Below are 12,439 nucleotides of genomic sequence, written 5' to 3' on the forward strand. Positions count from 1 at the left end.
TCATGTGATGAAGAAAAGGAATGGAGAAAAAAGAAATGGAACCTAAGGTTTCGGTGATTATCCCGGTATACAACGTGGAGAAGTACCTGGGCCCCTGCCTGGACAGTATATTGGGACAAACTCTGAACAACATCGAGGTCATCTGCGTGGACGACGGCTCCACCGACCGCTCCCTGGACATTCTCCGGGAGTATGAGAAGCGGGATGCCCGGGTGAAGGTGCTCACCCAGCCCAACACCAACGCCGGAGCGGCCCGCAACAAGGGCATCCAGCAGGCCAGGGGCGAGTACCTGTCCTTCCTGGACTCGGACGACCACTTTGACCCCACCATGCTGGAGAAGTGCGCCGCTCGTATGGACCAGGACGGGTCTGACGTGCTGGTGTTCGGGGCCAAACAGCACAACATGCGCACCGGGGTCATCTCGGACATGCCCTGGAGCCTGCGCCTGGACCGCTGCCCCCAGAAGTCGGTGTTCCCCCCCCGCGAGGTGAAGGACTACCTCTTCAACAACTTCCAGAACTGGCCGTGGAACAAGCTGTTCCGCCGCTCCTTTGTGGAGCAGCACCACATCACCTACCAGGAGATCACCCGCACCAACGACATGGCCTTTGTCTGTCAGGCCCTGGCCCAGGCCGGGCGCATCTCGGTGCTGGACGAGTATCTGGCCTACTACCGGGTGGAGACGGGCAGCAGCCTCCAGCAGAGCAACCACCGGGACCCCATGGCCTTTACCCAGGCCTTTGTGGAGACCAAGCGCCGCCTGGAGCAGGCGGGCCTGTACCACAAGTTTGAGAAGAGCTTTTTGAATGTGATGCTCAGCGGCGCCCGGTTCAACCTCTACAACATGAAGACGGTGGAGGCCAAGGAGACGGTGGTCCGCTGGATTCAGAATGAGATGGACCAGGAGTTCCACGTGTTCTCCAAGGACCGCAGCTATTTCTACATGCCCGCCCACTATGACGAGCTCAAGGACCTGAGCCAGCAGGGCGAGGTGGCCCGGCAGGTGGCGGCCCCGGTGAAACAGCCCAAGGTGTCGGTGATCATGCCCTCCCTCAACGTGGGCCGCTTTATCCGGGAGTGTATTGCCAGTGTCAGCAAGCAGACCCTGGAGGACATTGAGATCATCTGTGTGGACGCCGGGTCCACCGACGGCACCCTGGAGCTGCTGGAGTACGCCGCCCAGCTGGACCACCGCATTCAGGTGGTGCGCAGCGACAAGAAGAGCTACGGCTACCAGATGAACCTGGGACTGGATGCAGCCCGGGGCGAGTACATCGGCATTGTGGAGACCGACGATTGGATTGAGCCCACCATGTTTGAGACCATGTACCAGGCCGCCAAGGCCCAGAAGGCGGACATGGTCAAGTGCAACTACCACTGGTTCACCACTGGGCAGGGCAGACAGTCCCTCCCCTTTGAGAACCTGTCCCGCTGCCAGTACGGCAAGGTGTTCTGTCCCCGCACCGACGACCACGCCATCTTCACCACCACCCCCGCCATCTGGAGTGGCATCTACCGCAAGGACATGCTCACCAGCCACGGCATCCGCTTCCATGAGACCCCGGGGGCCTCCTTCCAGGACACCTCCTTCCACTTCATGGTGTGCACCGTGTCCCAGCGCTGCTATCTGCTGGAGGACCACTTGCACCACTACCGCAAGGACAACGACGGCTCCTCGGTGCACTCCAAGGGCAAGGTGTTCTGTGTCAGCGATGAGATGCACTACTATGAGCAGTTCCTGGAGAAAAATCCCCAGTACAAGAAGGAACTGTATGCCTTCTACCTGTCTTTGAAGTATGAGAAGTACCGCTGGAACTACGAGCGCCTGACGGCGGAGAACCAGTGGTCCTTTATGGAGCTGATGCACCGGGAGTTCCAGGAGGCCTACCGTCAGGGCCAGCTGGACAACCGGGAGTTTACCCCCGAGGCCTGGGAGAACCTGAGCCGGGTGGTCACCAACCCCATCCAGCAGTTCAAGCTCACCTGTAAGACCTATTCCACCCGCCCCAACCTGTCCCAGGTGTTCCCCGCCCAGGTGGTGGTGGAAAGCCGGGTGGAGGCCCCCAAGGTGTCGGTGATCATCCCCATGTACAATGTGGAGGAGTACATCGCCCAGACCGTGGACAGCGTGCTGGGCCAGACCGATAAGCAGGTGGAAGTGGTGTGCGTCAACGACGGCTCGGTGGACGCCACCCTGGACATCGTCCGGGACATCGCCCAGCGGGACGGCCGGGTGACCCTGCTCCACCAGATCAACAAGGGCCAGTCCGCCGCCCGAAATGTGGGCATCCAGCAGGCCAAGGGTGAGTTTATCATCTTCCTGGATGGGGATGATATGCTGGAGGAGAACACCGTGGCCACCCTCTATCCCCAGGCGGTGGAGCGGGAGCTGGACGTGCTGTACTACGACGGCAAGTCCATCTACGACACCCCCGAGCTGGAGAAGGCCCACCCCTACTATAAGACGGCCTACGAGTACCTGGCCGAGTTGCCCGATGTGATGACGGGCCGGGACCTGTTCTGCCGCATGAAGGACGACCGGAAGTACCGGGCCTCCCCCTGTCTGGGCATGTACCGCAAGTCCTATCTGCTGGACAAGCATTTGACATTTGTGGAGGGCATTGTCCACGAGGACAACCTGTTTAGCATTCAGTCCATGGTGCAGGCCCAGCGGGTGGCCCACGTCACCGACCAGCTGCTCATCCGTCGGGTGCGGGAGGGCTCCACGGTGACTATGAAGAAGACCTTCATGCACATCTACGGCTACCTCACCTGTATGACGGGCATGTATGAGTTCATCCAGAGCCGGGAGTACGACCAGGAGCTGCAGCGGCATGTGTCCACTGAGATCAGAAGTCTGTCCCGCCAGACCTGGAACGACTACGCTCTGGTGGAGGACAAGGGCGCCTGTCGGGGCAAGCTGACCCCTGCAGAGGACATGATGCTCAATGCCCTTATGGCGGGAGCGGGAGGCGGCGGCTTTGCTGGTGACGAGGCCAACCTCATCCGGGCCTCCTGGACCTACCGTATCGGCAGCTTCTTCACCTTCATCCCCCGGAAAATCCGGGGCGGCATCCGCTGCTACCAGGAGAACGGGAAGGAGTACACCATCAACCGGGTGAAAGAAAAATTCGCACACTTGTTTGGGAGATGAAACAGATGAACATTGCCATTGCCGGAACCGGCTATGTAGGACTGGCCAATGCCATTTTGTTGGCCCAGCACCACCACGTCACTGCGGTGGACCTGGTGCAGGACAAGGTGGACGCCATCAACGCCAGACAATCTCCGCTGGTGGATGCGGAGATTGAGGACTACCTGAAGAACAAAGACCTGGACCTCACCGCCACCACCGACGGGGCGGCGGCCTATGCAGGGGCGGACTACGTCATTGTCTCCACCCCCACCAACTACGACCCGGTGAAGAACTACTTTGACACCTCCTCGGTGGAGTCCGTGGTGCGCCTGGTGATGCAGGTCAACCCCGAGGCCATCATCGTGGTGAAGTCCACCGTGCCGGTGGGCTTTACCCTGGGCCTGCGGGAGAAGCTGGGGTGTGAGAACCTGATTTTCTCCCCGGAGTTTCTCCGGGAGGGCAAGGCGCTCTACGACAACCTGTACCCCTCCCGCATCATTGTGGGAGCGCCCCTGGACGACCCCCGGCTCAAGAAGGCGGCGGAGACCTTCGCCAACCTCCTGGCAGAGGGGGCGGAGAAGAAGGACATTCCCATCCTTATCACCAACCCCACCGAGGCCGAGGCGGTGAAGCTGTTTGCCAACACCTATCTGGCCCTGCGGGTGTCCTTCTTCAATGAGCTGGACACCTACGCCGAGGTGCGGGGCCTGAACACCCGCCAGATCATCGAGGGCATCGGCTACGACCCCCGCATCGGCAACTACTACAACAACCCTTCCTTCGGCTACGGCGGCTACTGCCTGCCCAAGGACACCAAGCAGCTGCGGGCCAACTATGACCAGGTGCCCAACAACATCATCTCTGCCATTGTGGACGCCAACCATACCCGCAAGGACTTCATTGCCGAGCGGATTCTGGAGAAGGCGGGCTACTACGGACCCCACGGCGAGGGGAGAGATGGCACCCCCGGCAAGCCCTGCGTGGTGGGGGTGTACCGCCTGACCATGAAGGCCAACTCGGACAACTTCCGCCAGTCCAGCATTCAGGGCGTCATGAAGCGCATGAAGGCCAAGGGGGCGGAGGTCATCATCTACGAGCCCACCCTGAAGGAGGACACCTTCTTCGGCAGCCGAGTCATCCGTGACTGGCAGGAGTTTGTGGACCAGAGCGATGTCATCGTGGCCAACCGCTATACCAAGGACCTGGAGCCCGTGATGGATAAGGTGTATACCCGGGACCTCTACTTCCGAGATTAATTAGGGGAGTTGCTATGATAGAGAAGTTGAAACGCCACCAGTTCCTCTTTGAGGAGCTGGTGAAGCGAGATTTTAAGAAGAAGTACAAGCGCACCGTGTTGGGCATGGCCTGGAGCGTGCTCTCGCCCCTGATGACCCTGCTGGTGATGCGCCTGGTGTTTACCCAGTTCTTTGGACGGGGGATGGAGCACTACACCACCTATCTGTTCTGCGGTAACCTGATCTTCTCCTGCTTTAACGAGTCCACCAGCCAGGGTATGACCTCGCTGATGGGCAACGCCAACATCTTTACCAAGGTCAACGTGCCCAAGTACCTGTTTCTGCTCTCCAAAAACGTGCAGACCCTCATCAACTTTGCCCTGACCTTGGCGGTGTTCTTTGTGTTCTGTCTGTTAGACCAGATCACCTTTACCTGGAAGTTCATTCTGCTCCTTTACCCTGTGCTGTGCCTGGTGCTGTTCAACATCGGCGTGGGCATGGTGCTGTCCGCCCTGTTTGTCTTTTTCCGGGACGTGCAGTACCTGTGGACCATCTTCACCCAGCTTTTGATGTATATGTCCGCCATCTTCTATACCGTGGACATCTACTCCCCCCTGATGCAGAAGCTGTTCTACCTCAACCCGGTGTACACTTTCATCTCCTACTTCCGTAAGATCGTCATCTACGGCACCATCCCCACCCCATGGCACCATGGCCTGATGCTGCTGTATGTGGTGCTGGCCCTGGCTGTGGGAGCCCTGATCTACAAGAAATACAACACCCAGTTCCTGTATTACGTGTGATAAAGGGGAGCGGAGGGTAAGGAGATAACGCATGAAAACCCAAAATCAAAAACGATATCTGATTCTGCTGGCGTTGGTGCTGGTGTTGGCGGTACAGACCGTCATGATGGGGTACTTTGGCCAGAAAAAGGCTGGGTACCACGTGGACGAGGTCTATACCTATGAGCTGTCCAACTATCCCGGGACCTTCTTCTCGGAGACCGAGGGCTTTTTGGACACCTGGGTGGACGGCTCCTTCTTCCAGGAGGCCATGTCGGTGGACGGACTGGGGGATTTGGACTACTCCATCCCCTACCACAACCAGGAAAACGACGTGCACCCGCCCATCTACTACTTTGTCATCCACACCGTCTCCGCCCTGTTCCACGGGGAGGTGAGCAAGTGGATTGGCATTTTGCCCAACATGTTCTTCTGCCTGCTCACCACCGTGCTGCTCTACCTGGTGGCGGCCCGGCTCTTCCCCAATCGGGTGCTGGCCCTGTTGGCGGCAGCCATGTGGGCTTGGAGCGTGGGAGGTATGACCACGGCGGTGTTCATCCGCATGTATGCGCTGCTGACCTGCATTGCCACGGCTCTGGTGCTGGTGCACCTGAAAGCCCTGGAGGATGTGCGGCGGGGTAAGCTGCGCAAGAGAACCGCTGCGCTGCTCTTTGTGGTGACCCTGCTGGGCATCCTGACCCAGTATTACTTCCTGGTGTTCTGCTTCTTCCTGTGCGGAATTTTCTTCCTCTACCTGTGTGCCACCCGGCGGTGGAAGCTGCTGGCAGTATACACAGTGCTGGAGGGCGGGGCCCTGTGCGCCGCTGTGGTCCTCTTCCCCAAGATGCTGTTCCACATCTTTGGCGGCTACCGGGGCAAAGAGGCCTTTGGCAGCATGGCCACCAAGGAGGGCACCTTGGATGGTCTGAAAAAGGTGGCCAGCACCATCAGCCGCCAGCTCTTCAACGGCTGGCTCAAGGAGTGCATCCTGCTGGTGGTGGCCGTGGTGGTGGTGTACTTCCTGGTCAAGCACGTGCTGCACCTGCGTCTATTCCCCAAGGGGGAAGAGGTGGGTATGGCCGTGGAGATGGACGTGCACCTGGACCGCAAGCTGCGCCTGCACATCTCCCATGTGGATGTGGCCGTGGCCCTGCTGGGCGTGGTAGCCGTAGGCTACTGGGGACTGGTGGGAAAAGTGGCGCCCTATAAGACCGACCGCTACTTCTTCTGCATCTACCCCCTCATCGTTCTGTGCATGGTCTACCTGGGCTATCGCACCCTGATGCTGCTGGTGCGCAACCCCCAGCGGTGCACCATCGTCCTGGCTGTGGTGGCCCTGGGGATTACCGCCATGTCCTATCGGACCCAGACGGTAAACTACCTCTTCCTGGAGACCAACCAGAGAGCCCAGGAGCTGGCGGGGTATGAGGAGTACCCTGTGATCATTCTCAGCGTACAGGGGACCCCGGAATTTGCCGACGCCCAGGCCATGGAGTTCCCAGAGCATTCCCAGATCTACCGCTGCGGGGGGAAGGATTTTGCCGCTCTCAGGGATGCCGTGGAGTCCAAGGACCTGGAGGGCGGATTCCTGCTGTTCATCCGGGACTTCGGCAAGATGTCCCAGGAGGAGATCCAGGAACAGGTGGAGGCCCAGCTGGACCTGGCCCAGTTTGAGCTCTTGACCAGAATCGGGTGCAACGTCTATTTCTGCACCCTGGAGGAGGCTGCGTCATGATGATTACCGTGGTGGTGCCCTGCTACAACGAGGAGCAGGCCCTGCCTTACTTTATCCCGGAAATTCAACAGGTGGCCAAGACCTTGGAGACGCAGTACCAGGTGGACCTGGAGGTGCTGCTGGTCAACGACGGCTCCAAGGACGGCACTCTGTCCCTCATGCGCACCTACGCCGGGCAGTACCAAAACGTCCGCTACCTCTCCTTCTCCCGAAACTTCGGCAAGGAGGCGGCCATTTATGCGGGCCTGGAACATGCCAAGGGGGACTATGTGGCCATCATGGACGCGGATATGCAGGACCCCCCGGCGCTGCTGCCCCAGATGTATGAGATTCTCCGGGACGAGCCCTATGACTCGGTGGCCACCCGCCGGGTGGACCGGGCAGGGGAACCCCCCATCCGCAGCTTTTTTGCCCGCACCTTCTACAAGCTCATCAACCGCATTTCCGATGCCGACATTGTGGACGGCGCCCGGGACTACCGGCTGATGAAGCGGGCCATGGTGGACGCCATCCTGTCCATGAAGGAGTACAACCGCTTCTCCAAGGGCATTTTCGGCTGGGTGGGTTTCCGCACCAAGTGGCTGCCCTATGAGAATGTGCAGCGGGTAGCAGGGGAGACCAAGTGGTCCTTCTGGAAGCTGTTTCTCTACTCCATCGAGGGCATCGTGGCTTTTTCCACCGCCCCTTTGGCCATGGCCTCGGTGTTCGGCATTATCACCTGCCTGTGCGCCGCCCTGGCCCTGTGCTTCATCCTGGTGCGCACCATCCTCTTTGGCGACCCGGTGGAGGGCTGGCCCAGTATGATGTGCGTGATGCTCTTCTTGGGGGGCATCCAGCTGCTGTCCATCGGCGTCATCGGTCAGTACCTGGCCAAGACCTATCTGGAAACCAAGCATCGTCCCATCTACATCCTGCAAGAGAGCAGCGATGGCACAAAAAAGGATGAAGGGGTACAATCATGAGTATTTTGGAAGTGAATAACGTCTCCATCCGGTATATGACGGGAGATTTTAAAGACATCGGCATCAAGGAGTACGTCACCCGCCGCCTGCGGGGCAAGTACGAGGTGAAGAAGTTCTGGGCGGACAAGCACGTCACCTTCTCCCTGGAGAAGGGGGACATGCTGGGCATCATCGGCACCAACGGTGCGGGCAAATCCACCCTGCTCAAGGCCATCTCCGGCATCATGGAGCCCACCGAGGGGTATGTACACCGAGAGGGCACCATTGCCGCCCTGCTGGAGCTGGCCAGCGGCTTTGACGGGGACCTGACGGTGCGGGAAAACACCTACCTCCGTGGAGCCATGCTGGGCTATACCCGCAAGTTCATGAACGAGATGTACGACCAGATCATCGAGTTTGCCGACCTGAAGGAGTTTGAGGACCGCCCCTTTAAACAGCTGTCCTCAGGCATGAAGTCCCGTCTGGCCTTCTCCATTGCCTGCCTGGTCCAGCCGGATATCCTCATCCTGGACGAGGTACTGTCCGTGGGCGACGGCGCATTCCGCCGCAAGAGCGAGGCCAAGATGAAGGAGATCATCTACGGCGGCGCCACCTCCATTCTGGTCTCCCACTCCCTGGAGCAGGTCCGGGAGATGTGCACCAAGATTTTGTGGCTGCACAAGGGCCACCAAGTGGAGTTTGGGGATGACGTCCAGGGCATCTGCGACCGCTATCAGGAGATGCTGGACGGCAAGCGGAAGATCGAGGTCCCCGCTGACTGAACCATCCTCTATATCAACCCCCTCGCCCCATGGGCAGGGGGGTTTTCCTTGCTGAAAAAACATCGGTCACAGTGCAAAAAAGGCACTACTCAACGGGGCGAAAAGGTGGTATAATCCCACAAAGGGCGTTGACCGTGCTGACTCCCTGTAAGGCTCGTACACCATAGGCTGTCTGTCCCACAAGGAGGACAGACCACACCACACATATGGAGGTAATCAGTATGCGTTTTACTCTTCCCCGTGATCTGTACCATGGAAAAGGCTCTCTGGAGGAGCTGAAGAACCTGAAGGGCACCCGTGCATTTGTCGTCACCGGCGGTGGCAGCATGAAGCGATTTGGCTTCCTGGCCCGGGTAGAGAATGCCCTGAAGGAAGCGGGCATGGAGGTACATATTTTTGAGGGCGTGGAGCCCGATCCCAGCGTCACCACCGTAATGCGAGGCGCTGAGGAGATGCGCCAGTTCCAGCCCGACTGGATTGTGGCCATCGGCGGCGGCAGCCCCATCGACGCGGCCAAGGCCATGTGGGCCTTCTATGAGTACCCCGACGTCACCTTCGACGACCTCATCGTCCCCTTCAACTTCCCCACGCTGCGGCAGAAGGCCCATTTCTGTGCCATCCCCTCCACCTCCGGCACTGCCACTGAGGTGACCGCCTTCTCCGTCATCACCGACTACGACAAGGGCATCAAGTACCCCCTGGCCGACTTCAACATCACCCCCGATGTGGCCATTGTGGACCCCGAGCTGGCCGAGAAGATGCCCCCCAAGCTCACCGCTCACACCGGTATGGACGCCATGACCCACGCCATTGAGGCCTATGTGTCCACCGTCCACTGCGACTACACTGACCCCCTGGCCCTCCACGCCATCCAGATGGTGCACAACGACTTGAAGAAGTCCTATGAGGGCGACATGGATGCCCGGGACCGGATGCACAACGCCCAGTGCCTGGCGGGCATGGCCTTCTCCAACGCCCTGCTGGGTATCGTCCACTCCATGGCCCACAAGACCGGAGCCGTGTTTGAGGGCGGTCACATCATCCACGGCGCAGCCAACGCCATGTACCTGCCCAAGGTCATCCAGTACAACGCCAAGAACCCCGAGGCCGCCCAGCGCTACGCCTACATCGCCCGCTTCATGGGCCTGGAGGGCAGCGACACCCAGTCCCTGGTGGCCGCTCTGGTGGCCGAGCTGCGCCACATGAACGATGAGCTGAACATTCCCCAGTGCATCGCCCACTACGGCGAGGGCGGCACCATTGCCGAGCAGGGCTTCGTGGGCGAAGAGGAGTTCCTCTCTAAGCTGCCGGAGATCGCCAAGAACGCCCTGGGCGACGCCTGCACCGGCTCCAACCCCCGCCAGCCCGACCAGGCGGACATGGAGAAGCTGCTCACCGCTTGCTATTACGACCTGGACGTTGACTTTTAATCCTTTAGCGTGTAAAATAGGGGGAGGGGAATGGCTCTCCCCCTATTTTCTTTTGCGCGATACCCTCATGGAAGGAGATTGTTATGTTTCGAATTGCGGAAAAAACCCCGCTGAACCCCACCGTCACCAAGATGGTCATCGAGGCCCCTCTGGTGGCCAAGAAGGCGCAGCCGGGTCAGTTTATCATTGTACGCCCCTTCGAGGACTCCGAGCGGATTCCTCTGACCATTGCCGACTTTGACCGCCAGGCCGGCACCATCACCATTATTTTTCAGATCGTCGGCGGCACCACCATGGAGCTCAACCAGTTGGAGGCGGGCCAGTCCGTCCACGACTTTGTGGGCCCCCTGGGCCGGGCCAGTGAGCTGGAGGGCCTGAAGAAGGTGGCCGTGGTGGGCGGCGGCGTGGGCTGCGCCATCGCCTATCCCACCGCCAAGCGCCTCCACGAGCTGGGGGCCGAGGTGCACTCCATCGTGGGCTTCCGCTCCAAGGACCTGGTGATTTTGGAGCAGGAGTTTGAGGCGGTGTCTGACCACATGGTAAAGATGAGCGACGACGGCACCTGGGGCGAGAAGGGCCTGGTGACCAACGCCCTGGAGGCCCTCATTCAGGCGGGCAACCAGTACGACGAGGTCATCGCCATTGGACCCCTCATCATGATGAAGTTTGTCTGCAAGCTCACCGAGAAGTACGGCATCAAGACCACCGTGTCCATGAACCCCATCATGATCGACGGCACCGGCATGTGCGGCGGCTGCCGCCTCACCGTGGGCGGCGTGACCAAGTTCGCCTGTGTGGACGGCCCTGACTTTGACGGCCACCAGGTGGACTTTGACGAGGCCATGCACCGGGGCTCCACCTACCGGGAGTTTGAGACCCACGCCCGGGAGGCCTCTTGTAATCTGCTCAACAAGGAGGTGCAGTGAGCATGGCACACCAGATCAACATGGACCCCTGCAAGTGCCCCATGCCCAGCCAGGAGCCCCAGGTGAGAAACCACAACTTTGACGAGGTAGCTCTGGGCTACACCGCTGAGATGGCGGTCAGCGAGGCCAAGCGCTGCCTGAACTGCAAGAATAAGCCCTGCCAGACCGGGTGCCCCGTGGGCATCGACATCCCCGCCTTCATCGGCAAGGTGGCCGAGGAGGACTTTGAGGGGGCCTATCAGGTGCTCTCCGCTTCCAGCGCTCTGCCCGCCGTGTGTGGCCGTGTCTGCCCCCAGGAAAACCAGTGCGAGGGCAAGTGCGTCCGGGGCATCAAGGGCGAGAGCGTGGGCATTGGCCGCCTGGAGCGGTTTGTAGCCGACTGGCACCGGGAGCATGTCACCGACACCCCCGTCAAGCCCCAGCCCAACGGCCACAAGGTGGCCATCATCGGCGCTGGCCCCTCCGGCCTCACTGCCGCGGGCGACCTGGCCAAGCTGGGCTATGCCGTGACCATCTACGAGGCCCTTCACCTGGCGGGTGGCGTGCTGGTGTACGGCATCCCCGAGTTCCGTCTGCCCAAGGCCATTGTGCAGCAGGAGATTGACGGCCTCAAGGCCCTGGGCGTGGACATCGAGACCAACATGGTCATCGGCAAGGTGCTCACCATTGACGAGCTCATGGGCGAGTACGGCTTCGAGGCGGTGTACATCGCCAGCGGCGCTGGCCTGCCCCGGTTTATGGGCATCCCCGGCGAGAGCCTCAAGGGGGTGTACTCCGCCAACGAGTACCTCACCCGCATCAACCTCATGAAGGCCTACCAGCCCGGCAGCAAGACCCCCATCATGCACAGCCACAAGGTGGCCGTGGTGGGCGGCGGCAACGTGGCCATGGATGCCGCCCGCTGTGCCAAGCGCCTGGGTGCCGAAGAGGTGTACATCGTCTACCGCCGGGGCATGGAGGAGCTCCCCGCCCGGAAGGAAGAGGTGGAGCACGCCCAGGAGGAGGGCATCATCTTCAAGACCCTCACCAACCCTGTGGAGGTGCTGGGCGACGAGGACGGCCGTGTCCGTGGCATGGCGTGCATTGAGATGGAGCTGGGCGAGCCCGACGCCTCCGGTCGCCGCCGTCCCGTGGAGAAGCCGGACAGCCGCTTTGAGCTGGAGGTGGACACCATGATCATGTCCATCGGCACCAGCCCCAATCCCCTCATCCGGTCCACCACCCCTGGCCTGGAGACCAACCGCCACGGCTGCATCGTCACCAACGGGGACGACGGCCTCACCAGCCGAGAGGGCGTGTACGCCGGCGGCGATGCCGTCACCGGCGCCGCCACGGTGATTCTGGCCATGGGAGCGGGCAAGCAGGCCGCTGCTGCCATCCATGAGTACATCCAAAACAAGTAATAGAAACGAGGGCCCTCCGGGAAACCGGAGGGCCCTCGTTTTCTCGTTCCCTCGGCTACGCCGGGGGA

Annotated in this window: 9 protein-coding genes; all 9 read left to right on the forward strand. The window is 60.5% G+C overall.

Annotation, left to right across the window (positions count from 1 at the left end):
• Window positions 1-35: 35 nt before the first annotated feature.
• The gene (locus B5F22_RS08255; protein WP_158096661.1) at window positions 36-3,155 is read left to right on the forward strand and encodes a glycosyltransferase; all 3,120 of its coding nucleotides are present in this window, start codon (window positions 36-38) and stop codon (window positions 3,153-3,155) included.
• A gap of 5 nt (window positions 3,156-3,160) precedes the next feature.
• Window positions 3,161-4,393, forward strand: coding sequence for a nucleotide sugar dehydrogenase (locus tag B5F22_RS08260; protein ID WP_087392191.1), 1,233 nt, complete (start codon window positions 3,161-3,163; stop codon window positions 4,391-4,393).
• A 14-nt stretch (window positions 4,394-4,407) separates the two neighbouring features.
• On the forward strand, window positions 4,408-5,175 hold the full coding sequence (locus tag B5F22_RS08265) for an ABC transporter permease (protein ID WP_087392192.1): 768 nt from the start codon (window positions 4,408-4,410) through the stop codon (window positions 5,173-5,175).
• Between the two features lie 31 nt (window positions 5,176-5,206).
• Complete coding sequence (locus B5F22_RS08270; protein WP_087392193.1) at window positions 5,207-6,889, forward strand: glycosyltransferase family 39 protein; 1,683 nt, start codon at window positions 5,207-5,209, stop codon at window positions 6,887-6,889.
• Window positions 6,886-7,851 (forward strand): glycosyltransferase family 2 protein, encoded by a 966-nt coding sequence (locus B5F22_RS08275; protein WP_087231971.1) that lies wholly within the window; start codon window positions 6,886-6,888, stop codon window positions 7,849-7,851. The genes B5F22_RS08270 and B5F22_RS08275 overlap by 4 nt, the downstream gene beginning before the upstream one ends.
• On the forward strand, window positions 7,848-8,612 hold the full coding sequence (locus tag B5F22_RS08280; protein WP_087370331.1) for an ABC transporter ATP-binding protein: 765 nt from the start codon (window positions 7,848-7,850) through the stop codon (window positions 8,610-8,612). The genes B5F22_RS08275 and B5F22_RS08280 overlap by 4 nt, the downstream gene beginning before the upstream one ends.
• 221 nt (window positions 8,613-8,833) lie before the next feature.
• Window positions 8,834-10,042, forward strand: a complete 1,209-nt coding sequence (locus tag B5F22_RS08285; RefSeq protein WP_087392194.1) for an iron-containing alcohol dehydrogenase — start codon at window positions 8,834-8,836, stop codon at window positions 10,040-10,042.
• An 83-nt stretch (window positions 10,043-10,125) separates the two neighbouring features.
• Window positions 10,126-10,968, forward strand: coding sequence for a sulfide/dihydroorotate dehydrogenase-like FAD/NAD-binding protein (locus tag B5F22_RS08290; RefSeq protein WP_087392195.1), 843 nt, complete (start codon window positions 10,126-10,128; stop codon window positions 10,966-10,968).
• A 2-nt stretch (window positions 10,969-10,970) separates the two neighbouring features.
• Complete coding sequence (gene gltA, locus B5F22_RS08295) at window positions 10,971-12,371, forward strand: NADPH-dependent glutamate synthase (protein ID WP_087392196.1); 1,401 nt, start codon at window positions 10,971-10,973, stop codon at window positions 12,369-12,371.
• The last annotated feature ends 68 nt before the right edge of the window (window positions 12,372-12,439 follow it).

The sequence above is a fragment of the Pseudoflavonifractor sp. An187 genome (genome assembly GCF_002160275.1).
GTDB lineage: Bacteria > Bacillota > Clostridia > Oscillospirales > Oscillospiraceae > Enterenecus > Enterenecus faecium.

What these genes read in the sequence shown, in the direction of transcription:
- B5F22_RS08260 (WP_087392191.1), top strand. Translation starts at nt 3,161, where the DNA reads ATGAACATTGCCATTGCCGGAACCGGCTATGTAGGACTGGCCAATGCC.
- B5F22_RS08255 (WP_158096661.1), top strand. Translation starts at nt 36, where the DNA reads ATGGAACCTAAGGTTTCGGTGATTATCCCGGTATACAACGTGGAGAAG.
- B5F22_RS08290 (WP_087392195.1), top strand. Translation starts at nt 10,126, where the DNA reads ATGTTTCGAATTGCGGAAAAAACCCCGCTGAACCCCACCGTCACCAAG.
- B5F22_RS08275 (WP_087231971.1), top strand. Translation starts at nt 6,886, where the DNA reads ATGATGATTACCGTGGTGGTGCCCTGCTACAACGAGGAGCAGGCCCTG.
- gltA (WP_087392196.1), top strand. Translation starts at nt 10,971, where the DNA reads ATGGCACACCAGATCAACATGGACCCCTGCAAGTGCCCCATGCCCAGC.
- B5F22_RS08285 (WP_087392194.1), top strand. Translation starts at nt 8,834, where the DNA reads ATGCGTTTTACTCTTCCCCGTGATCTGTACCATGGAAAAGGCTCTCTG.
- B5F22_RS08265 (WP_087392192.1), top strand. Translation starts at nt 4,408, where the DNA reads ATGATAGAGAAGTTGAAACGCCACCAGTTCCTCTTTGAGGAGCTGGTG.
- B5F22_RS08270 (WP_087392193.1), top strand. Translation starts at nt 5,207, where the DNA reads ATGAAAACCCAAAATCAAAAACGATATCTGATTCTGCTGGCGTTGGTG.
- B5F22_RS08280 (WP_087370331.1), top strand. Translation starts at nt 7,848, where the DNA reads ATGAGTATTTTGGAAGTGAATAACGTCTCCATCCGGTATATGACGGGA.